The organism is Streptomyces cinnamoneus, assembly GCF_002939475.1.
GTDB classification, from domain to species: domain Bacteria; phylum Actinomycetota; class Actinomycetes; order Streptomycetales; family Streptomycetaceae; genus Streptomyces; species Streptomyces cinnamoneus_A.
Genome location: NZ_PKFQ01000001.1, coordinates 5,103,471 through 5,124,634, shown reverse-complemented (window position 1 = coordinate 5,124,634; position 21,164 = coordinate 5,103,471). Strand labels below are relative to the sequence as shown.

17 protein-coding genes are annotated in these 21,164 nt (G+C 73.6%); 4 read left to right on the top strand and 13 right to left on the bottom strand.

Annotated elements, in window-relative coordinates:
* Positions 1 to 26: 26 nt before the first annotated feature.
* The 3 genes from CYQ11_RS23075 to rimP all read right to left on the bottom strand — a co-directional run bounded on the left by CYQ11_RS23075 (position 27) and on the right by rimP (position 2,035).
* Complete coding sequence (locus tag CYQ11_RS23075) at positions 27 to 305, bottom strand: YlxR family protein (protein WP_099200943.1); 279 nt, start codon at positions 303 to 305, stop codon at positions 27 to 29.
* A gap of 204 nt (positions 306 to 509) precedes the next feature.
* Positions 510 to 1,499 (bottom strand): transcription termination factor NusA, encoded by a 990-nt coding sequence (gene nusA / locus CYQ11_RS23070; protein WP_099200944.1) that lies wholly within the window; start codon positions 1,497 to 1,499, stop codon positions 510 to 512.
* A gap of 2 nt (positions 1,500 to 1,501) precedes the next feature.
* Positions 1,502 to 2,035, bottom strand: a complete 534-nt coding sequence (gene rimP / locus CYQ11_RS23065) for a ribosome maturation factor RimP (protein ID WP_099200945.1) — start codon at positions 2,033 to 2,035, stop codon at positions 1,502 to 1,504.
* 191 nt (positions 2,036 to 2,226) lie between these two features.
* On the opposite strand from rimP, the gene CYQ11_RS23060 reads away from it, so the two are divergent.
* The 3 genes from CYQ11_RS23060 to CYQ11_RS23050 are packed head-to-tail and all read left to right on the top strand — an operon-like array spanning position 2,227 to position 4,193.
* Positions 2,227 to 2,766, top strand: coding sequence for a hypothetical protein (locus CYQ11_RS23060; RefSeq protein WP_338105672.1), 540 nt, complete (start codon positions 2,227 to 2,229; stop codon positions 2,764 to 2,766).
* Positions 2,766 to 3,221 (top strand): ferritin-like domain-containing protein, encoded by a 456-nt coding sequence (locus CYQ11_RS23055; RefSeq protein WP_099200946.1) that lies wholly within the window; start codon positions 2,766 to 2,768, stop codon positions 3,219 to 3,221. The genes CYQ11_RS23060 and CYQ11_RS23055 overlap by 1 nt, the downstream gene beginning before the upstream one ends.
* A gap of 39 nt (positions 3,222 to 3,260) precedes the next feature.
* Positions 3,261 to 4,193: an aminoglycoside phosphotransferase family protein gene (locus tag CYQ11_RS23050; protein WP_099200947.1), complete on the top strand. Its 933-nt coding sequence runs from the start codon at positions 3,261 to 3,263 to the stop codon at positions 4,191 to 4,193.
* A gap of 145 nt (positions 4,194 to 4,338) precedes the next feature.
* On the opposite strand, the gene CYQ11_RS23045 is transcribed toward CYQ11_RS23050, so the two are convergent.
* The 10 genes from CYQ11_RS23045 to CYQ11_RS23000 form a co-directional block, all read right to left on the bottom strand.
* Positions 4,339 to 6,048 (bottom strand): proline--tRNA ligase, encoded by a 1,710-nt coding sequence (locus CYQ11_RS23045; protein ID WP_099200948.1) that lies wholly within the window; start codon positions 6,046 to 6,048, stop codon positions 4,339 to 4,341.
* Positions 6,049 to 6,126: 78 nt separating this feature from the next.
* Entirely contained in the window at positions 6,127 to 6,660 is a 534-nt protein-coding gene (locus tag CYQ11_RS23040; RefSeq protein ID WP_099200949.1) for a GNAT family N-acetyltransferase, read from the bottom strand.
* A 36-nt stretch (positions 6,661 to 6,696) separates the two neighbouring features.
* Positions 6,697 to 7,542, bottom strand: a complete 846-nt coding sequence (locus CYQ11_RS23035; RefSeq protein WP_099200950.1) for a GNAT family N-acetyltransferase — start codon at positions 7,540 to 7,542, stop codon at positions 6,697 to 6,699.
* Positions 7,543 to 7,696: 154 nt separating this feature from the next.
* The gene (gene ispG, locus CYQ11_RS23030; protein WP_086570274.1) at positions 7,697 to 8,854 is read right to left on the bottom strand and encodes a flavodoxin-dependent (E)-4-hydroxy-3-methylbut-2-enyl-diphosphate synthase; all 1,158 of its coding nucleotides are present in this window, start codon (positions 8,852 to 8,854) and stop codon (positions 7,697 to 7,699) included.
* 152 nt (positions 8,855 to 9,006) lie between these two features.
* A complete protein-coding gene (locus tag CYQ11_RS23025; protein ID WP_099200951.1) occupies positions 9,007 to 10,308 on the bottom strand; it encodes a M50 family metallopeptidase in 1,302 nt (433 codons plus the stop codon).
* Positions 10,305 to 11,579: a 1-deoxy-D-xylulose-5-phosphate reductoisomerase gene (gene dxr / locus CYQ11_RS23020; protein ID WP_099200952.1), complete on the bottom strand. Its 1,275-nt coding sequence runs from the start codon at positions 11,577 to 11,579 to the stop codon at positions 10,305 to 10,307. The genes CYQ11_RS23025 and dxr overlap by 4 nt, the downstream gene beginning before the upstream one ends.
* A gap of 74 nt (positions 11,580 to 11,653) precedes the next feature.
* Positions 11,654 to 13,588 (bottom strand): acyl-CoA dehydrogenase family protein, encoded by a 1,935-nt coding sequence (locus CYQ11_RS23015; RefSeq protein ID WP_099200953.1) that lies wholly within the window; start codon positions 13,586 to 13,588, stop codon positions 11,654 to 11,656.
* A gap of 213 nt (positions 13,589 to 13,801) precedes the next feature.
* Complete coding sequence (locus tag CYQ11_RS23010) at positions 13,802 to 15,247, bottom strand: aldehyde dehydrogenase family protein (protein WP_099200954.1); 1,446 nt, start codon at positions 15,245 to 15,247, stop codon at positions 13,802 to 13,804.
* Positions 15,248 to 15,549: 302 nt separating this feature from the next.
* Complete coding sequence (locus tag CYQ11_RS23005) at positions 15,550 to 17,151, bottom strand: PucR family transcriptional regulator (protein WP_099200955.1); 1,602 nt, start codon at positions 17,149 to 17,151, stop codon at positions 15,550 to 15,552.
* A 91-nt stretch (positions 17,152 to 17,242) separates the two neighbouring features.
* Complete coding sequence (locus tag CYQ11_RS23000) at positions 17,243 to 19,393, bottom strand: ATP-binding protein (protein ID WP_099200956.1); 2,151 nt, start codon at positions 19,391 to 19,393, stop codon at positions 17,243 to 17,245.
* Positions 19,394 to 19,706: 313 nt separating this feature from the next.
* On the opposite strand from CYQ11_RS23000, the gene gabT reads away from it, so the two are divergent.
* Positions 19,707 to 21,059, top strand: a complete 1,353-nt coding sequence (gene gabT / locus CYQ11_RS22995) for a 4-aminobutyrate--2-oxoglutarate transaminase (protein ID WP_099201626.1) — start codon at positions 19,707 to 19,709, stop codon at positions 21,057 to 21,059.
* The last annotated feature ends 105 nt before the right edge of the window (positions 21,060 to 21,164 follow it).

The following is a 21,164-nucleotide window of genomic DNA, read 5'->3' as shown; positions in this document are numbered from 1 at the left end:
GCCTAACTCATCGCCGCTCGATCTCTTTACCGCTCGGTCCGCTCCAGGTACCGGCGCAGCTCCGCGGTGTCGAGCGGTCCCGGGACCTTGAAGGCCCGGGGGAACGCCCGGCGGCGTACCGCCAGATCGAGGCAGACCAGTGTCGGGTGCACGGAAGCACCCCGGCCGGGCAGCGTACCGCGTGGATCGGGGACGCAGGCGCCCTCGATCATCACGGTCCGCAGCACTTCGCCCTTGGCCGCTCGCTCCCGGCACCCCACACAGGTGCGCTCAGGGCATGCGCGGGCATGCGTCCGGCCAGACACTGGTTAAGTCTACCTCCCCACGCCGACCTCACCCCTTCGGGGCACTGATCGTGCGCGTATACGTTTCGGCCAAGATCGGCCGGTTGTCGGTTTCCGGGCCGTGGGAGGCCCGGGCCGGCGCGGCCCGCGAGGGTCGTTTTACGGACCTTCCGGGCCGCTCGGGGGCGCTGCGTACGCGCCCCCGGCCGCTTCCGTGCGCCGTGCTCAGTCGGTCTGCTGCTGCTCGGTGTCCGGACGGATGTCGATCCGCCAGCCGGTGAGCCGGGCCGCGAGCCGGGCGTTCTGCCCCTCCTTGCCGATGGCGAGGGAGAGCTGGTAGTCGGGCACGGTCACCCGGGCGGAGCGGGCGGCGAGGTCCACGACCTCGACCTTGCTCACCCGTGCGGGGGACAGAGCGTGGGCCACCAGCTCGGCGGGGTCGTCCGACCAGTCGACGATGTCGATCTTCTCGCCGTGCAGCTCGGCCATGACCGCGCGGACGCGGCCGCCCATCGGGCCGATGCAGGCCCCCTTGGCGTTCAGGCCGGAGCGGGTCGAGCGAACCGCGATCTTGGTGCGGTGACCGGCCTCGCGGGCGATGGCGGCGATCTCCACCGAGCCGTCCGCGATCTCCGGGACCTCCATGGCGAAGAGCTTCTTCACCAGGTTCGGGTGGGTGCGCGAAAGCGTCACGGACGGGCCGCGCACGCCCTTGGCCACCCGGACGACGTACGTCCGCAGACGCGTGCCGTGCTTGTACTCCTCGCCCGGCACCTGCTCCTGGACCGGCAGGATGGCTTCCAGCTTGCCGATGTCGACCAGGACGTTCTTCGGGTCCTTGCCCTGCTGCACGACGCCCGCGACGACGTCGCCCTCGCGACCCGCGAACTCACCGAAAGTGATCTCGTCCTCGGCGTCGCGCAGACGCTGGAGGATGACCTGCTTGGCGGTGGTCGCGGCGATCCGGCCGAAACCGGACGGGGTGTCGTCGAACTCGCGGGGCTCCTCGCCCTCGGCGAGGTCCTGCGGGTCCTCCTTGGCCCACACCGTCACGTGGCCGGACGACCGGTCCAGCTCGACGCGGGCGCGGCGGCGGCTTCCCTCGGTGCGGTGGTACGCGATGAGGAGGGCCGACTCGATCGCCTCGACCAGCAGGTCGAAGGAGATCTCCTTCTCTCGCACCAGACCCCGCAGGGCACTCATGTCGATGTCCACGGCTACGCCTCCTCTTGGCTCTCGTCGGTCTCGGCTACGGCCTCTTCGGCGTCCCGACCGGACTTGCGGTTGAACTCGATCTCCACGCGCGCCTTCGCGATCTCGGCGAAGGCCAGCCTGCGGGCCGTGGGCTTGCGGCCCTTGACGCCCGGCACCTCCAGGTCGAGACCCTCGTCGTCCACGGCCACGATCCGGGCGACCAGCTCGCCGCCCTCGACGAGCTGCGCCTTGATCAGCCGGCCGGTGGCACGGACGTAGTGACGGTGCTGGGTCAGGGGACGGTCGGCGCCGGGCGACGTGACCTCCAGGACGTAGGGGGCTCCGCCCATCACGTCCGTCTCGTCGAGCCTGGCGGAGACGTCGCGGCTCAGGTCCGCGCAGGTGTCCAGCTGCACGCCCTCGTCGGAGTCCACGACGATGCGCAGCACACGCCGCTTGCCGGCCGGTGTCACCTCGACCTCTTCCAGGTCCAGCTCCCGCGCGCTCACGAGAGGGGCCAGCAGCTCGCGCAGCCGCTCGCTCTGGGTGGTGCTCATCCGGGTGACTCCTCGGCCGCGTGTGCTGTTGTGGGAAAGACGCGTGTCAGGTCAAAGCCTATCTGTTCCGGCAGCCGACTGACGATTCGGTGCCCGGTCCGCGGCTGGCACGTCGCGCGCCGGTACGCTCGCGTGCGGTGATCACGCCGGACGGGGACGACCGGGGACACGGACGAGGCGGAAAGAGGATCGTGCCGCTCACGACGACGCGGGCCCAGGGCGGCCCCCGCAGACGCAGGGTACTGGCGCAGGGCGCGGCCGCCCTGCTCGCCGGCGGCGCCTCGGCGCTGCTCACGGGCTGTTCCTCCGAGGCCACCGGCGCGGACGAGAACGCCTCGGCCGCGCGGAGGCTGCGCGAGCGCGCCCGGGCGGATTCGGCCGCGCTGCTGGAGCAGTACGACGCCGTCATCGCCGCGCACGCGGCCCTCGCCGACCGGCTGCGGCCCCTGCGGGACGAAGTCGCCCGGCACGCCGAGGCGTTCGCCGCCCGCGGGGCCTCCGCCCCGCCGCCGGCCTCCCCCTCCCCCGCCCCCTCGGCCGGGGCTGGCGGCGGGGGCGGCACGCCGCTCGATGAGAAGTCGGCCCTCGCCACGCTCGCCGACGCCGAGCGCCGCGCCGCCGACGCCCGCACCGCGGCCCTGGGCACCGCCCCGCCCGAACTCGCCCGGTTGCTCGCCTCCGTGGCGGCGGCCGGCGCGGCCCACGCGTACCTGCTCACCGGAGGCGACTGATGACGGCGACCACGCGCACCCCCGCCTCCCGGGCCGGACGCGAGACGCTGGCGGCGGCCCAGGCCGCCCTCGCCGCCGAACACGCCACGGTCTACGGCTACGGCGTGGTGGGCGGGCGCGTCGACGACGCGCGCGCGGCGGAGGCGCGGGAGGCGTACGACGCACACCGCGCGCGCAGGGACGCGATGAGCCGCGCGGTGCGCGACCTGGGCGCCGAACCGGAGGCGGCGGCGCCCGCGTACGCGCTCCCGTTCCCCGTGCCGGACCAGGCGGCGGCGGTGCGCCTCGCGGTCGAACTGGAGAGCCGCCTGGCGGCCGTGTACGCCGACCTCGTCCGGGCCGCCACCGGTGGCCTGCGGGGCGAGGCGGCCGCGGGGCTGCGGGAAGCGGCGGTGCGGGCGGTGCGCTGGCGCGGCGGCAGCGTAGCCTTCCCTGGGCTCACCGAACGGGCCTGACCGACGGCGAGCGACAAACGAAAGGGACAGCTCGGGGACATGGCCAACGTTGACGACCGCCTCGAACCGCCGGAACGGCTGGTTCGGACCCTGGGCTCCGACCTCGCGCCGGGCGCCGACGCGCACCAGTGGCTCGCGACCCTGCCGGACCGCGTGCGGGAGATCTGCGCGCGCTGGGAACTGACGCCCGAACGGGTACAGGAGCCCGGCGGGCGCACCAGCATGGTCGTCCTCGTGCGCCTGTCCGACGGCACGCCCGCCGCGCTCAAGCTCTGCCTGCCCGACGGCACGGCCGCCCTCGAACACGCCGCGCTGGCCCACTGGGACGGCCGCTCGGCGGTGCGCGTGCTGCGCGCGGACACGGACGCCGGGGCGCTGCTCCTGGAGCGGCTGCACGGCGACGTCAGCCTGCGGTCGCTGGCCGAGGCGAAGGCCCAGCTGGAGGCCGCCGCGACGCTGCAGCGGCTGTGGGTGCCGCCGCCGGCCGGGAACCTCCCCGGCGTGGCCGCACACACGGCCGCCCTGGCCGGTGTGCTGCGGGAGCGCCGCGAACTGCCGTGGGCGGCGGACGCGCGTGCGCTGCTGGACGAGGCGCTGGAGGTGCGGGACGGCCTGGCGGACGGCCCGGCCGGGGAGCCGGACGTGCTGCTGCACGGCGAGTTCCACCAGGGCAACGTCCTGGCGGGCGACCGCGCTCCGTGGCTGGCGATCGCACCCCGGCCCCTGGTGGGCGAGCGCGCCTACGACCTGGCGTGGCTGGTGCGCGACCGGCTCGACACGCTGCTGGCGTCGCCGGGCGCCGCGGCCGCGGCGCGGCGCCGGGTGGCGAAGCTGGCGGAGTCGCTGGAGGTCGACCGGGACCGGCTGCGGGGCTGGACGCTCTTCCGCACGGCGGAGGCCGGAGCGCACGAACTCGCCCTGGGCGCGAAGGCCCGGGGCGAACTCCTCCTGGAATTCGCGGGGTTGCTCTAGGGGGTGTCCGACGGGGCGGAGCAGCCGCCTCGGACCGGACGTCCCCGGCTGACGCGACGACGCGGCGAGGTGCCGTGCGGGGCCCGACAGGGCGCACGCACCCGGGAAGGGCGGGGACTCGCCCCGCCCCTGCCGAGGCCACGCGTCAGCGCGTGCCCCGCGCCAGCTCCGCCAGCCGCGCCACCGCCTCCTCCACCGGCAGGTCCTCGCGGTGGCCCGTGCGACGGTCCTTCAGTTCGACGACTCCGTCGGGGGCACCTCGTCCCACGACGAGGATCGTCGGCACGCCGATCAGTTCCGCGTCGGTGAACTTCACACCCGGCGAGACGCCCGCGCGGTCGTCCAGCAGCACGCGGACCCCCGCCCCGGCGAGCCGCTCGGCGAGGGCCGAGGCCAGTTCCGTCTGGGCCGCCTTGCCCGCCGCCACGACGTGGACGTCCGCCGGGGCCACCTCGCGGGGCCAGCACAGGCCGGCTCCGTCGTGCGTCTGCTCGGCGAGCGCGGCCACGGCCCGGGAGACGCCGATGCCGTACGACCCCATCGTGACCCGCACGGGCTTGCCCTGCGGGCCGAGGACGTCCAGGCCGAAGACGTCGGCGTACTTCCGGCCCAGTTGGAAGATGTGGCCGATTTCGATCGCCCGCCCGATCTCCAGTCCCGCTCCGCAGGCGGGGCAGGGGTCCCCGGGCTCGACGACGACCACGTCCAGGTAGTCGTCCACCTCGAAGTCGCGGCCGCAGACGACGTCGCGAGCGTGTGTGTCGGGCTTGTTGGCGCCGGTCACCCAGGCCGTGCCGGGCGCGACGCGCGGGTCGGCGATGTAACGGATCTTCAGCCCCTGCGGGCCGACGTAGCCGCGGACGAGGTCGGGCCGGCCGGTGAAGTCCTCGGCGGTGACCAACTCGACGACGGCGGGGGCGAGATGCTCACCCAGCTTGCCGAGGTCCACTTCCCGGTCGCCGGGCACGCCGACCGCGGTGATCTCGCCGTCGACCTTCACCAGGAGGTTCTTGAGGGTCGCGGAGGCGGGCACGCCCAGGTGCCGGGCGAGGCTCTCGATGGTGGGCGTGCCGGGGGTGTCCAGCTCCTCCATCGGGCCGTGCCCGGACGGGTCGGAGCTCGCCACGACGGCCGTCACCGCCTCGGTGTTGGCCGCGTAGTCGCACGAGGGGCAGTCCACGAACGTGTCCTCGCCGGCCGCCGCGGGGGCGAGGAACTCCTCCGACCGCGAGCCGCCCATCGCCCCCGAGACGGCGGAGACGACGCGGTGGTCCAGGCCCAGGCGCTCGAAGACGCGCGCGTACGCGGCACGGTGCAGCCGGTAGGACTCGGCCAGGCCCTCGTCGGTGGTGTCGAAGGAGTACGAGTCCTTCATCTGGAACTCGCGGCCGCGCAGCACCCCGGAGCGGGGCCGCGCCTCGTCGCGGTACTTCGTCTGGATCTGATAGAGGATCACGGGCAGGTCCTTGTAGGACGTGCACTGGTCCTTGACCGTCAGCGTGAAGATCTCCTCGTGCGTGGGCCCGAGGAGGTACTCCGCGCCCTTGCGGTCGCGCAGCCGGAAGAGCAGGTCGCCGTACTCCTCCCAGCGGCCGCTCGTCTCGTAGGGCTCCTTGGGCAGCAGCGCCGGCAGCAGGACCTCCTGGCCGCCGATGGCGTCCATCTCCTCGCGCACGACGCGGATGACGTTGTCGAGGACCTTCTTGCCGAGCGGCAGCCACGTCCAGACGCCCGCGGACGTGCGGCGGACGTAGCCGGCGCGCACCAGCAGCCGGTGGCTGGCGGTCTCGGCGTCGGCCGGGTCGTCGCGCAAGGTCCTCAGCATCGTCGTGGACATGCGCTGGACGTGGGCCATGGCGGTCTCCTGCGGGCCGGGCGAAGGGGGATCACGAGGAGACTAGTGGCAGGTGGCGGCCGTGCGAACCGAAATATGTCACCCCTGCAGGGGCAGCTCCGCCCCCATCACCGCGTACGGACTCGGGGCGCTCGGGAAGACCACGTGCCGCGCCAGGTCGCGGTAGCCGAGCTTGCGGTAGAGGGCCCGGGCCGGGCTCTCCTTGTCGATGGCCGACAGGATCGAGCGCCGCTCCTGCGCCGTCGCCGTGATCGAGGTGATGAGGGTGCGGCCGATGCGGCGGTTCTGGAAGGCGGGGTGGACGTGGAGTTCGGTGATGACGAAGGAGCCGTCCAGCCAGTCGTCGTAGCCGTTGGTGCGCAGATACGGTTCGACGACGGTGGACCACCAGTGCGTGCGGTCGTTCGGCATGCCGTAGACGAAGCCGACGAGCCGGCCGTCCGGCGTCGTCGCCCCGAGGGCCCGGGCACCGGGGCAGGCGAGGTGGCGGAGCACGATGTGGCGCCGTACGGCGACCTCCTCCGCCGTCAGCCCGAAGGCGACCGCCTGTACGGCGAGTGCCTCGTCCACCCGTCGGGCGAGGTCGAGCGGTCCGACCGCGATGTCATCCATGCCGGGAGGCTACCCCGGGGATCAGGGCCGCTCCGCTCAGAACAGCACGCTCATGAACGCGCCGACCTCGCGGAATCCGACCCGTCGGTAGGCGGCGCGGGCGGCGGTGTTGTAGTCGTTGACGTAGAGGCTCACCACGGGGGCGACCTCGCGCAGGGCGTAGCCCAGGACGGCCGCCATGCCGGTGACGGACAGGCCGCGGCCCCGGTGCTCGGGGGCGACCCAGACGCCCTGGATCTGGCAGGCCCGGTCGGTGGCCGCGCCGATCTCGGCCTTGAAGACGACCCGGCCGTCCTCGACGCGGGCGAACGAGCGGCCGGAGCCGACCAGCTCGGCGACGCGGGCCTGGTAGAGCAGTCCGCCGTCGCCGGCCATCGGTGAGACGCCGACCTCCTCGGTGAACATCGCGACGCACGCCGGCATGATCGTTTCCATCTCGTCCTTGCGGACGCGGCGGACGAGCGGGTCGGGCTCGACGTCCGGCGGCATGGACTCGGTGACCATGAGCGGCTGGTGGGGGCGGACCTCGCGGGCCGGTCCCCAGTGCGGTTCCAGGAGGGACCACAGCTCGGCGGTGGCCCGGTCGGGACCGACGATGGAGGAGCAGCGGCGGCCAGCCCGGCGGGCGCGGTCGGCGAAGGCCCGTACGGCCTCGGGACCGGCGCAGATGGGCACGAGGTTGGCGCCGGCGTAGCAGAGCGACTCCAGACGGCCGTCGGCGTACCAGCCCCACATCTCGCCGCCGAGCCGCCAGGGGTCGAGGCCGGCGATCTTCACGCGGGCGGCGACGAAGGCGTTGGCCACCGGGTCGCGGTCCAGGACGGCGAGGGCCGCGTCGAGGTCGCCGGGGTCGAGGACCCTGGTGGTGGTCGTCGTCAACACGTGTCGGATTGCCTCACCGTCGCGGCCGGATGGCCCGGGGGAACAGGTCTTGGAACTGTACCTCCCGTCCTCTTTCCGTACCTCCCTTGCGGGCGGATACGGCGGCGCCCCGCCCTGGTCGGGCGGGGCGCCGGTGCGCTCGGGGCGGGGCGGGTCAGCCGGCGACGCTGATGGTGGGCTCGCCGGAGGCGACGCCGTCCTTCTCCATCTGCTCGGCGATCTTCATGGCCTCCTCGATGAGGGTCTCCACGATCTTGGACTCGGGAACGGTCTTGATGACCTCGCCCTTGACGAAGATCTGCCCCTTGCCGTTGCCGGACGCCACACCCAGATCCGCCTCACGGGCCTCACCGGGACCGTTGACGACACAGCCCATGACCGCGACCCGCAGCGGCACCTCCATGCCCTCCAAGCCGGCGGTGACCTCCTCGGCCAGCTTGTAGACGTCCACCTGCGCGCGGCCGCAGGACGGACAGGAGACGATCTCCAGACGACGCTGGCGCAGGTTCAGCGACTCCAGGATCTGGATACCGACCTTGATCTCCTCCGCCGGCGGAGCCGACAGCGACACGCGGATGGTGTCGCCGATGCCCTCGGAGAGCAGGGCCCCGAAAGCCACGGCGGACTTGATGGTGCCCTGGAAGGCCGGGCCCGCCTCGGTCACACCCAGGTGCAGCGGGTAGTCGCACTGGGCGGCCAGCTGCCGGTAGGCGTTGACCATCACGACCGGGTCGTTGTGCTTGACCGAGATCTTGATGTCGCGGAAGCCGTGCTCCTCGAACAGCGACGCCTCCCACAACGCCGACTCCACCAGCGCCTCGGGGGTGGCCTTGCCGTACTTCTGCAGCAGACGACGGTCCAGCGAACCCGCGTTCACACCGATACGGATCGGCGTCCCCGCGTCGGAAGCCGCCTTGGCGATCTCCTTGACCTTGTCGTCGAACTGCTTGATGTTGCCCGGATTGACCCGCACCGCCGCACACCCCGCGTCGATCGCCGCGAACACGTACTTCGGCTGGAAGTGAATGTCCGCGATCACCGGGATCTGCGACTTCCTCGCAATGACCGGCAGCGCGTCCGCGTCGTCCTGAGTCGGACACGCCACACGCACGATCTGACAACCCGACGCCGTCAGCTCGGCGATCTGCTGCAACGTCGCACCGATGTCGGACGTGCGCGTGGTGGTCATGGACTGCACCGACACGGGGGCGTCACCGCCGACGGCCACGGATCCGACCTGGATCTTGCGGCTGACCCTGCGGTCGGCGAGCTTGGTCGGAACGGAAGGCATTCCAAGCGAAATCGCAGTCATCTGGCGAGCAACCCCAAGGTGTGAATCAAGGTCCCGAGATCGGCGGGCTCCGGCCTCCGAGGTTACGGCAACGGATCCCCTCGGAGCACATCCCGGCCCCCCGGGCGCCGGACGAAGCGGAATCACTCCGTCCGGCGCCCGGGGCGGGGGTCCTAGGTCAGCCGCACCGGGTTCACCACGTCGGCGATGAGCACCAGCAGCGTGAAGCAGACGAAGATGCCCGCCACCACGTACGCGACCGGCATCAGCTTCGCCACGTCGAACGGACCGGGGTCGGGGCGCCGGAAGACCTTGGCGACCGCCCGCCGCACCGACTCCCACAGCGCGCCCGCGATGTGCCCGCCGTCCAGCGGCAGCAGGGGCAGCATGTTGAACAGGAACAGCGAGAGGTTGAAGCCCGCGACCAGGAAGAGCATGGTCGCGATCTGCTGCGACGGCGGGATGTCGAGGTTGAACACCTCGCCGCCGACGCGGGCCGCGCCCACGACGCCCATGGGCGAGTCGGCCTTGCGCTCGCCGCCGTCGAAGGCGGCGTTCCACAGGTCGGGGATCTTGCCGGGCAGCGCGACCAGCGATTCCACACCGGACTGGACCATGTCGCCCATACGGTCGACGGACTGTCCGAACGACTGCTGGACGACGCCGGTGGCGGGCGTGAAGCCGAGGAAGCCCGCGGTGACGTACTGGCCCTTGATGGGGGCGCCCTTGCCGTCGTACTTCTGGACCTGGTTGGAGATCAGGTCGGCGTGCAGGGTCAGGCGCTCGCCGTCGCGCAGGACCGTGATCGTGGCGGGGCCGGTGGTCTTGCGGATGTCCTTCTGGAGCGTGCTCCAGTCACCGATCCTGCGGCCGTCGAAGGCCACGATCTTGTCCTTGGGCCGGAGCCCGGCCGCCTTGGCCGGGGAGTCCTTGTCGCCCTTGGCGCACTTGTCGGTCTGGGAACTGGCCGCGACGACGCAGTCCGAGACGGCCGAGACGGTCGTGGTCTGGGTGTTGACGCCGAACGACATCATCACGCCAAGGAAGATCACCACGGCCAGGACCAGGTTCATGAACGGTCCCGCGAACATCACGATGACGCGCTTCCAGGGCTTGCGCGTGTAGAACATCCGCGTCTCGTCGCCCGGCCGCAGCTCCTCGTAGGCCGCCGAACGGGCGTCCTCGATCATGCCGCGCCAGGGCGAGGTGGACCGGGCGCTGATCTTCCCGTCCTCACCGGGCGGGAACATGCCGATCATGCGGATGTAGCCGCCGAGCGGTACGGCCTTGAGGCCGTACTCGGTGTCGCCCTTCTTCCGCGAGAACACCGTCGGCCCGAAGCCCACCATGTACTGCGGCACCCGGATGCCGAACATCTTGGCCGTCGAGAGGTGGCCCAGTTCGTGCCAGGCGATGGAGAAGAGCAGACCCACCACGAAGACGACTATCCCGAGGACGGTCATCAGTGTCGTCATGCGCGGGCCTCCGAGGTCGCTTGCGCCGTTCGGGCGGCCGAACGGGCCGCCAGTTCACGGGCCCGGGCGCGGGCCCAGGTCTCCGCTTGCAGGACGTCCGAGAGGGTCAGGCGGGTTCCCGTGGCCGGGGTGCCGTGCTCCGCCACCACCTCGGCGACGGTGTCCACGATCCCATTGAACGGCAGGTGTCCGCTCAGGAACGCGTCGACGCACTCCTCGTTGGCGGCGTTGAAGACGGCCGGGGCCGTGCCGCCGAGGGCGCCGACGTGCCGGGCGAGGCCGACGGAGGGGAAGGCGTCGGTGTCGAGCGGGAAGAACTCCCAGGTGGAGGCCTTGGACCAGTCGAAGGCGGGGGCGGCGTCGGGCACCCGGTCGGGCCAGCCGAGGCCGATGGCGATGGGGCCGCGCATGTCCGGCGGGGTGGCCTGGGCGAGCGTCGAGCCGTCGGTGAACTCCACCATCGAGTGGACGTAGGACTGCGGGTGGACGACGACCTCGATGCGCTCGAAGGGGATGTCGTAGAGCAGGTGGGCCTCGATCACCTCCAGGCCCTTGTTGACCAGGGTGGCGGAATTCACGGTGATGACGGGTCCCATGGACCAGGTGGGGTGCGCCAGGGCGTCCTCGCGGGTGACCGTGGCCAGCTCCGCCTTGCTGCGGCCGCGGAAGGGGCCGCCGGAGGCCGTGACCACCAGCTTGCGGACCTCGGCGCGGGTGCCGCCCAGCAGCGCCTGGAAGAGCGCGGCGTGCTCGGAGTCCACGGGGATGATCTGCCCGGGCTTGGCGACGGCCTTGACCAGCGGGCCGCCGACGATCAGCGACTCCTTGTTGGCCAGGGCCAGCGTGCGGCCGGCCTCCAGGGCGGCCAGGGTGGGGGCAAGGCCGATCGAGCCGGTGATGCCGTTGAGGACCGTGTGGCACTCGCTGCGGGCCACCTCGGTGGCCGCGTCCGGACCGGCCAGGATCTCGGGGAGCGGCTCGGCGCCGTAGCGCGCGGCCAGCGCCTCGCGCAGCTCCCCCGCCTTGTCGGCCCGGGCGACGGCGACCGTGCGGACCCGCAGTCTGTGCGCCTGCTCCGCGAGGAGGTCCACCCGGCCGCCGGCGGCGGACAGGGCGGTCACCGCGAAGCGCTCGGGGTTGCGCAGCACCAGGTCGATGGCCTGGGTGCCGATCGAGCCGGTCGAACCGAGGATCACGATGTCGCGCGGGCCGCCGTCGGTGGCGTGGGGGGCGGCGTAGCGCAGGTGCGGGTCAGCGAGGGAGTCCGTCATCCCCCCATTGTGGCCGCACCGCCGGACGAGGCGGACTCCGGGCGTCCGGCGGTGCGGCACCGGGCCGTCCGCGGTCAGCGGATCGGCCGGTGGACGTTCTCGGCCTTGGCGGGCCCGGGGGTGGCGTCGGCGATCCAGGGACCGTCGCCGCTGGGGTCGATGACGCCGGCCTCCAGCCACTCGAAGGAGCCGGCCATGACGCCGGAGACGACCTTGCGGTCGAGGTCGTCGGTGTTGGTCCACAGCCGCCGGAACAGCTCCTCGACGCGGATGCGGGACTGCCGGCAGAAGGCGTTGGCCAGCTCGTACGCCTCGCTGCCGTGCTCGCCGCGGACGCGCAGGTGCTCGGCGCGCACGCAGGCCGCGCTCATGGCGAAGAGCTCGGCGCCGATGTCGACGATGCGGCCGAGGAAGCCCTGCTTGGTCTCCATGCGGCCCTGCCAGCGGGACATGGCGTAGAAGGTGGAGCGGGCGAGCTTGCGCGAGGAGCGCTCGACGTAACGCAGGTGGCCGGAGAGGTCCCGGTGACCGGCGGGGTGGAATTCGGAGTAGGTGCGCGGCAGCTGCCCGGGCCCGGCGACGAGCTTGGGCAGCCAGCGGGCGTAGAAGCCGCCGGCCCGGGCGCCGGCCCGGGCCTTGTCGCCCAGGGACTTGTCCGGGTCGATGAGGTCGCCGGCGACGGAGAGGTGGGCGTCGACGGCCTCGCGGGCGATGAGCAGGTGCATGATCTCGGTGGAGCCCTCGAAGATGCGGTTGATGCGCGAGTCGCGCAGCATCTGCTCGGCGGGGACCGCCCGCTCGCCGCGGGCGGCGAGGGAGGCGGCGCTCTCGTAGCCGCGGCCGCCGCGGATCTGCACCAGTTCGTCGCTGATCAGCCAGCCCATCTCGCTGGCGTAGAGCTTGGCGAGGGCGGCCTCGATGCGGATGTCGTTGCGGTTCTCGTCGGCCATCTGGCTGGAGAGCTCGACGATGCCCTCCAGGGCGAAGGTCGTCGCGGCGATGAAGGAGATCTTCGAGCCGACCGCCTCGTGCCGGGCGATGGGCTTGCCCCACTGCTCCCGGGCGGCGGACCACTCGCGGGCGATCTTCAGGGACCACTTGCCGCCGGCGACGCACATGGCGGGGATCGACAGCCGGCCGGTGTTGAGCGTCGTCAGCGCGATCTTCAGGCCGGCGCCCTCGGGGCCGATGCGGTGCGCGGCGGGGACGCGGACCTGGTGGAAGCGGGTGACGCCGTTCTCGATGCCGCGCAGGCCCATGAAGGCGTTGCGCCGCTCGACGGTGACGCCCTCGGCGGCGGCCTCCACGACGAAGGCGGTGATGCCGCCGCGGTGCCCCTCGCTCTTGGGCACGCGGGCCATCACGACGAGCAGGTCGGCCACGACGCCGTTGGTGGTCCACAGCTTGACGCCGTCGAGGACGTAGTCGTCGCCGTCGGGCACGGCGGTGGTGGCCAGCCGGGCCGGGTCGGAGCCGACGTCCGGCTCGGTGAGCAGGAAGGCGCTGATGTCGGTGCGGGCGCAGCGGGGCAGGAAGGTGTCCTTCTGCTCCTGCGTGCCGAAGAGCTTCAGCGGCTGGGGCACACCGATCGACTGGTGGGCGGACAGCAGGGCGCCGACGACGGGGCTGGCGGAGCCCACGAGGCAGAGCGCCTTGTTGTAGTAGACCTGGGTGAGACCGAGGCCGCCGTACTTGACGTCGATCTTCATGCCGAGGGCGCCGAGCTCCTTGAGCCCGTTCACCGTCTCGTCGGGGATCCGCGCCTCGCGTTCGATGCGGGCGGCGTCTATGCGCGTCTCGCAGAAGTCGCGCAGCTTGGCGAGGAACTCCTCGCCGCGCCGGACGTCGTCCGGCGGCGGGGTGGGATGCGGGTGGATCAGATCGAGCCGGAACCGGCCGAGGAAGAGTTCCTTGGCGAAGCTGGGTTTCTTCCAGTCCTGTTCCCGGGCCGCTTCGGCCACCTGGCGCGCTTCGCGCTCCGAGACCGGTCGTACGGATGGTGCGGACATCAGGCACCTCACCGCGTGAGTCGGGGCGGGTCTCCCGGTCGACTACCGACCGGTGCTACTCGACCGTATCTACCCGATCCCGTGGGGGTCTACCAGACCACGCGCACGGTTTGGCACCCGGGTCGCGCGCGGCACCGGTCAGCCCTGGCGGAACGCGGTGCGCCCCGGTCCCACTCGGGGGCCGGGGCGCACCGCGCGGGCACCGCGGCGCCGTTACAGGTTCAGGCCCGTCAGGACGAGCACCCGCTCGTAGGTGTAGTCGTCCATGGCGTAGCGCACGCCCTCGCGGCCCACGCCGGACTGCTTGGCGCCGCCGTACGGCATCTGGTCGGCGCGGTAGGACGGCACGTCACCGATGATCACGCCGCCGACCTCCAGCGCGCGGTGCGCGCGGAAGGCGGTCTGCACGTCGTGGGTGAAGACGCCGGCCTGGAGGCCGTAGGGGGAGTCGTTGACGGCGGCGAACGCCGCGTCCTCGCCCTCGGCCCGGGTGAGGGTGAGGACCGGGCCGAAGACCTCCTCGCAGGCGATCGTCACGCCGGCCGGCACGTCCGCCAGGACGGTCGGCGCGTAGGTGGCGCCCTCGCGCTTGCCACCGGCGAGCAGCGTGGCACCGGCGGCGACGGCCTCGTCCACCCAGGACTCGACGCGCTTGGCGGCGTCCTCGCTGACCAGCGGGCCGACGTCGGTGGAGGCGTCGGACGGGTCGCCCGTCACCTGGGCCTCGACGGCCGCGACGACCTTCGGCACCAGGCGCTCGTACAGCGAGGCGTCGGCGATGACGCGCTGCACGGAGATGCAGGACTGACCGCCCTGGTAGTTGGAGAAGGTCGCGATGCGCTGCGCGGCCCAGTCCAGGTCCTCCTCGGAGGACCAGTCGGCGAGGACCACGGCCGCGCCGTTGCCGCCGAGCTCCAGGGTGACGTGCTTGCGCGGCGCGGAGTCGAGGATCGACCAGCCGACCGGGCCGGAACCCGTGAAGGAGATGACCGGCAGCCGCTCGTCCTGGACGAGGGCGGGCATGCGGTCGTTGGGCACCGGCAGCACGCTCCAGGAGCCGGCCGGCAGGTCCGTCTCGGCGAGGATCTCACCGAGGACCAGGGAGGAGACCGGGGTCGCCGGGGCGGGCTTGAGGATGATCGGGGCGCCGACGGCGATGGCCGGGGCGACCTTGTGGGCGCTCAGGTTGAGCGGGAAGTTGAAGGGCGCGATGCCGAGCACGGTGCCGCGCGGGAAGCGGCGGGTCAGCGCGAGGCGGCCGGTGCCGCCGGCGTCGGTGTCCAGGCGCTGGGCGTCGCCGGCGTTGAAGCGGCGGGCCTCCTCGGCGGCCCAGCGGAAGACGGAGACGGCACGGCCGACCTCGCCGCGGGCCCACTTGATGGGCTTGCCGTTCTCGGCGGAGATCAGCTGGGCGATCTCCTCGGTGCGCTCGGTGAGCCGCTTGACGACGTGGTCGAGGGCGGCGGCACGGACGTACGCGGGGGTCGCGGCGAACTCGTCCCGCACGGCGTGCGCGGCGGCCACGGCCTCCTCGACCTGCGCCTCGGTGGGCACGCTCACGGTGCCGACGAGACGGCCGTCCCAGGAATTCGTGACGTCGAAGGTCTCCTCGCCGGTGGCCTCGCGGCCGGCCAGCCAGAACGCGATGGGAGCGGTCACGGGTTTCCTCCGGGGGTTGCGACGATTTCGGCTCCCCCACCGTAGGTGGGCGACGGGCCGGGGTCGCTTGTCCGTCGTGGAGCGCTGATCGGTGCGGGCGCGCCGCATTGGCGGGGTGGGCGCGGGGGTTGGACGCGGGCGGTGGGGCACCGCCGGACGGGTGACCGGTGGCCGAGACGCTGGCGCGGCAGGAGGAAGGCCCGGGTCCCGCCTCAGCGCCGGTTCCCCCGGGTCGGCGGGCGGTGACCCCTCGCCTTCCGGGGTCCGGGGGCTTGGGATCGGGGAAGAGCCCCCGCCGCGGTCTACTGCGGCCGCTCCGCCGTCGCCTTCAGCGCCAGCCACAGCTCCATCCGTACGTCCGGGTCGTCCAGCGACCGCCCCAGGATCTCCTCCACCCGCCGCATGCGGTACCGCAGCGTGTGCCGGTGGACGCCCAGGTCGGCGGCGGCCGCGTCCCACTGGCCGTGGCGGGCGAGCCAGGCGCGCAGCGAGGCGACCAGGTCGCCGCGGCCGGTCGCGTCGTGCTGGTACAGCGCGCGGAGCATGCCGTCCGCGAAGGCCCGTACGGCGTCGTCGGCCAGCAGGGGCAGCACCGAGCCCGCCGCCACCTCCTCGTGCTCGACCAGCACCCGGCCCCGGCGGCGCGCGACGGAGAGGGCCTGCTCGGCCTGGTGGAAGGCCGCTCCCGCCGCGGTCGGGCCGGCCGGGGCGGACAGACCGAGGGCCGCCTGGGGTGCGGGCACGGGCTGCTCGGGGGCGGTTCCCCGGCGGGCCTCGGCCGCGTGGGCGTAGGCCGCGCAGGCGGCCACCGCGGCGCCGCCGTCGGGGGCGAGGACGACGATGCGGTCGCCCTCGGCCACGGCCAGCACCGGCTCCGCCGCCCGGCTCGCCGCCGTCTCCACCGCGTCCGCCAGTGCGCCGAGCACCGCGTCCGCGTCGCCCTGGCCCTCGGCGGCCTCCGCGACGAGGATCCGAAAGGGCCCGTCCAGCAGGCCCCCGTACAGCTCCCCGGCCACCGCGCGGGCGTGGTCGGGCTCGCCCGCCAGCAGCATCCGCAGCACCGCGGCCGCCAGCCGCTGCTCGGCGTCCAGCAGGGTGCGGGAGCGCTCCGTGGTGAGCGTGAGCAGGGCGACCGCGGAGTGCATCGCGTAGCGCTCGGCGGTGCCCAGGGGCGCGTCCGTGCCGACGGCGAGGACGCCGCGGGCGCGCCGGCCCGAGCCGAGGGTCTGGAGCTCGACCCGGTCGCCGCCCTCCCCCTCGGCGTCCGCGCCGACGACCGCGCTGGCCGGCGCCGGGCGCTCGCGCAGCCGCGCCACCTCGGCGCCCAGCCGGGCGGCCCGCCGGGCGGCCCAGTCCGGTGCGGCGGCGACGACGGCGCCCGAGGCGTCGTACAGGGCCGCCCAGCCGCCCAGGTGGGCGGCGAGCCGGGCGAGCAGGGCGGCGGGCCCCTCGGGGGCGAGGGCGGCGCGGGTCAGCTCGCGCTGGGCCTCGAAGCCGGCGGTCACCGCGCGGTACTGGTCGGCGGCGAGGGCCGCGGAGACCGCCTTGGTGATGGCGAGGAAGGGAGTGCGGCGCGGGACCTCCAGCAGCGGCAGGCCCTCCTCCTCGGCGGCCCGGATCAGGGCCTGCGGCACGTGCTCGTAGTTGACGCCGACGGCGAAGCCCAGGCCGGCGACGCCGGCCCGGACCAGCCGGCGCACGTAGCCGCGCATCGCCTCGGGGTCCTCGGCGTCGATCTTCATGGCGGTGATGAGCAGCAGTTCGCCGCCGTCCATCCAGGGCACCGGGTCGGCCAGCTCGCTGACGTGCGCCCAGCGCACGGGGGTGTCCAGCCGGTCCTGCCCCGCGAGCACGCTGAGCTTGAGGGCGGAGTGGTGGACGAGTGAGGCGAGCGTGGGCGGCATGGCACCTTCGGAACGAGGCAGGCGGGACGGAGACGGTGACAAACGCCGTCCCGTATGAACGACTGTGACCGATTCTGCCTCAGTGGAGCGCTCAGCTCTCCAGGTCGACCAGCACGGGCGGCGCGCTGCCGCCGCGTACGGACGTCACGGACAGCACCGCGTGCCCGGCGGGCACGGCGTGGGCGAGCTCGGACGCCGACCAGCGCTCACGTTCGACCTTGCGGACCGTGACGGACTGGGCGGTGACCGCCCGGCCGGTGATGACGCGCCGCACGACGTGCGTCACCCGGGTGATGGGCTCGTGGGCGATGATCTGGCGGTCGGTGACGTCGCGGGTCTCGACCCACTCCTTGCCCCACACCTCGGCGAAGCGGGCGCCGTCCCACGTGGTCACCCCGGAGAACGCCATCCGGCAGCCGACCGCGCCGAGCAGGGCGCTGCGCAGCGCCTCGGGCACGTCGTCGAGGGTGCGCAGGGTGAGGACGGCTCCCGCGTGCGCGGAGCGCAGCCGGCCCAGCCCGCGCACCGTCTCGGTGGTGAGGGTGTGGGTGGCATCGTCGAGGACGAGGCAGGCGAAGAGCGAACGGTCGGTGCGGCCGGCGGCGCACTCGGCGAACTGGGCGAGCAGGAGCCGGGCGAGCATCCGGGACGCCTCGGCGTGGCCGCGCTCGGGCAGGTCGACACGGACCCTCAGCGGGTGTTCCAGGCCGCGCAGCGAGAAGGCGCGGTCGCCGGCCGAGGTGTCGAAGAAGCCGGCGAAGGCGGGCCGGTCGAGCAGGGCGAGCCGGTCGGCGAGCAGGGGGCCGGGGTCGCCGGGGCGGTGGGCCTGCCGCTCGCGGGCGTCGAGCTCCCGGGCGAGGGTCTCGTGGCCGCCGGCCTTGAGGGCGGCGCGCAGCGCGTCGAGCGCCGGGGAGTCGCCGTCGAGGAGCTCGCGCAGCTCGGGGACGGAGGGGAAGCGGCCGTGGGCGGCCCGGTAGGGGCCGAGGAGCTGGGCCAGGGCGGTGGCCGCGCGCCGGCCGTCCCCGCCGGGGAGGGCGGCCGCGAGGTCGCCGACGAGCCCTTCGGCGAGGACCGCGGCCGCCTCGTCGGGGTCGTCGGTGCCGCCGTACAGGTCGATGTCGTACGCGGAGTCGGGCCGCCCGATCTTCACGACGACGTCGAAGGCGTCGTCCGGGGCCAGGCCCGCGCCCGCCGCGCCGACGGCGACGACCGCCGCCCGGCCGGCCAGCGCCTGGAGGCACAGCGACTCGAGCACGGGCCGCACCAGCCGCCCGGTCTTGCCGCAGCCGGGCGGGCCGACGGCCAGCAGGGAGGTGCCCAGCAGCGCCGGGTCGAGGGCGCAGCCGGCGCCCCGGTGGCCGTACGGATTGCGCTCGTCGTCGACGGCGGCGCCCAGCCGCACCTGGCCGGTGACGAGGTCGTGCCGGGCGGCGCGCACCGGCAGGTCGCGCGCGCCCGACGGGTGGGCGCAGGCGGCGGCGCCGTGGCGGAGCACGGTGTCGGTGAAGGCGGCCAGGCGGCCGGGCCGGTCGCGCGCCGACTGCCAGGCGCGCTCGACGCGGGCGAAGTCGACGTCGTTCATCAGCCCCGCCCGGGCGTCCGCCGCGAGCCGGTCGGCGGCGTCGTGCGCGCCGGCGGCCCGCAGCCGGGGCCACTGGGCGGGGTCCTGCTCGGGCTCGGGGACGGCGGCCGGCGCGTCGCCGGAGTCGTCCCACAGGCGGGCGAGGGCGGGGGCGATCCAGCGCTGCCAGACCTGTGCCCAGCGCCCGAGCCGGCCGAAGACGACGACGAGGACGAGGGCGCACAGGGTGTAGTAGCCGTAGACCACCCAGACGGCGAACATGCCCTCCTGCCGCCAGGAGTCGGGAGTCAGGGCGAACAGCGGCCAGATCCAGTAGTGGCCGAGGTAGCCGTTCCACAGCAGCGACCACAGCAGCCAGCCGCACAGCAGGGAGATCACCGCGCCGCTGATCAGCTGGCGGCCCGGGACGCGGTCCGGCTCCTGGGCCGGCCGGGGCCGGTGGCCGAAGCGCCAGACGCCGGGTGCGGCGGCGTCCGGGCGGGGCGTGCGCAGCCAGGTCAGGAAGGGCGGCTCGGTGCCGGCGGCGGGCGCGGGGGGCGGGCCCGCGGGGCGCGGCGGCAGCGGCGGCGGGGTGCCGGGCGGCCCGGCCTGGCGGGGCAGGCGGGGTGCCGCCGTGCCGGACGCCTCGTACGCGCTCCCGGTGGTGCCCTCGGTGTCCATCCGTCCTCGCCCCCTACCGGTCGTCGCGCCGCGCGCACCGAAAGTGTCCGACCGGCTCAATCTAGTGGTCCCGCGCGGGGAGTTCAGCCTTCCCGGCGGCGCCACGCCCGCCGCACGGGCATGATCAAGGTCACCTCGGCGCCGCCGGGCCGGATCCCGCGGCCATGTGCGGTATGGACAAGGGGGCGCCCGCACTTCTCCCGAACGGAACATGCCCCGCCCGGCCCGGCGCACCTAGCCTGCGACTGCTGATGTATTCCGGGGAGCGCCCCGGACACTTCCGATGACCTCCGTTCACCCCCTGGAGCCCTACATGACCGCACTGTCCGGAGGCGCCGCCCTCCCCCAGGAGCGCCGCATCGTCACCGCGATCCCCGGCCCGAAGTCGCTGGAGCTCCAGGCCCGCCGCATCGCCGCGGTCGCCGGCGGCGTCGGCTCCGTGCTGCCGGTGTTCACCACCCGCGCGGGCGGCGGCGTGATCGAGGACGTCGACGGCAACTCCCTCATCGACTTCGGCTCCGGCATCGCCGTGACCTCCGTCGGTGCCAGCGCCGAGGCCGTGGTGCGGCGCGCCTCCGCCCAGCTCGCCGACTTCACCCACACCTGTTTCATGGTGACCCCCTACGAGGGCTACGTGGAGGTCTGCGAGCAGCTCGCCGAGCTGACCCCGGGCGACCACGCCAAGAAGTCCGCCCTGTTCAACTCGGGCGCCGAGGCCGTCGAGAACGCGGTCAAGATCGCCCGTGCGTACACCAAGCGCCAGGCGGTCGTCGTCTTCGACCACGGCTACCACGGCCGTACGAACCTGACGATGGCGCTCACCGCCAAGAACATGCCGTACAAGCACGGCTTCGGCCCGTTCGCGCCCGAGGTCTACCGCGTGCCGGTGGCCTACGGCTACCGCTGGCCGACCGGCCCGGAGAACTGCGGCCCCGAGGCCGCGGCCCAGGCGATCGACCAGATCACCAAGCAGATCGGCGCCGAGAACGTCGCCGCGATCATCATCGAGCCGGTGCTGGGCGAGGGCGGCTTCATCGAGCCGGCCAAGGGCTTCCTGCCGTCCATCGTGAAGTTCGCGAACGACAACGGCATCGTCTTCGTCGCCGACGAGATCCAGTCCGGCTTCTGCCGCACCGGCCAGTGGTTCGCCTGCGAGGACGAGGGCATCGTCCCCGACCTGATCACCACCGCCAAGGGCATCGCGGGCGGTCTGCCGCTCGCCGCCGTCACCGGCCGCGCGGAGATCATGGACGCGGCGCACGCGGGCGGCCTCGGCGGCACCTACGGCGGCAACCCGGTGGCCTGCGCCGGTGCGCTCGGCGCCATCGAGACCATGCGCGAGCTGGACCTCAACGCCAAGGCCAAGCGCATCGAGGAGGTCATGAAGGGCCGCCTCTCCGCCATGCAGGAGAAGTTCGCCGTCATCGGCGACATCCGCGGCCGCGGCGCGATGATCGCCATCGAGCTGGTGAAGGACCCGGCCACCAAGGAGCCCAACCCGGAGGCCGCCGGCGCGCTCGCCAAGGCCTGCCACGCCGAGGGCCTGCTGGTGCTCACCTGCGGTACGTACGGCAACGTGCTGCGCTTCCTGCCGCCGCTGGTCATCGGCGAGGACCTGCTCAACGAGGGCCTCGACATCATCGAAGAGGCGTTCACCCGCCTGTGAGGCGGCTGTCATCCGGCTGTGAACCCGTGAAGATGCTGTGCGGGGCGGGTGGTGGACGGGTGAGCCGGCTGTCCGAGCCGACTTACCTGCCGTACGGTTGCTCCG

Coding starts and splice junctions, on each gene's coding strand:
- CYQ11_RS23040 (WP_099200949.1), bottom strand. CDS start 6,660: ATGGATGACATCGCGGTCGGACCGCTCGACCTCGCCCGACGGGTGGAC.
- CYQ11_RS23055 (WP_099200946.1), top strand. CDS start 2,766: ATGACGGCGACCACGCGCACCCCCGCCTCCCGGGCCGGACGCGAGACG.
- CYQ11_RS23050 (WP_099200947.1), top strand. CDS start 3,261: ATGGCCAACGTTGACGACCGCCTCGAACCGCCGGAACGGCTGGTTCGG.
- CYQ11_RS23000 (WP_099200956.1), bottom strand. CDS start 19,393: ATGGACACCGAGGGCACCACCGGGAGCGCGTACGAGGCGTCCGGCACG.
- CYQ11_RS23015 (WP_099200953.1), bottom strand. CDS start 13,588: ATGTCCGCACCATCCGTACGACCGGTCTCGGAGCGCGAAGCGCGCCAG.
- CYQ11_RS23025 (WP_099200951.1), bottom strand. CDS start 10,308: ATGACGACACTGATGACCGTCCTCGGGATAGTCGTCTTCGTGGTGGGT.
- CYQ11_RS23045 (WP_099200948.1), bottom strand. CDS start 6,048: ATGGCCCACGTCCAGCGCATGTCCACGACGATGCTGAGGACCTTGCGC.
- CYQ11_RS23005 (WP_099200955.1), bottom strand. CDS start 17,151: ATGCCGCCCACGCTCGCCTCACTCGTCCACCACTCCGCCCTCAAGCTC.
- gabT (WP_099201626.1), top strand. CDS start 19,707: ATGACCGCACTGTCCGGAGGCGCCGCCCTCCCCCAGGAGCGCCGCATC.
- ispG (WP_086570274.1), bottom strand. CDS start 8,854: ATGACTGCGATTTCGCTTGGAATGCCTTCCGTTCCGACCAAGCTCGCC.
- rimP (WP_099200945.1), bottom strand. CDS start 2,035: ATGAGCACCACCCAGAGCGAGCGGCTGCGCGAGCTGCTGGCCCCTCTC.
- dxr (WP_099200952.1), bottom strand. CDS start 11,579: ATGACGGACTCCCTCGCTGACCCGCACCTGCGCTACGCCGCCCCCCAC.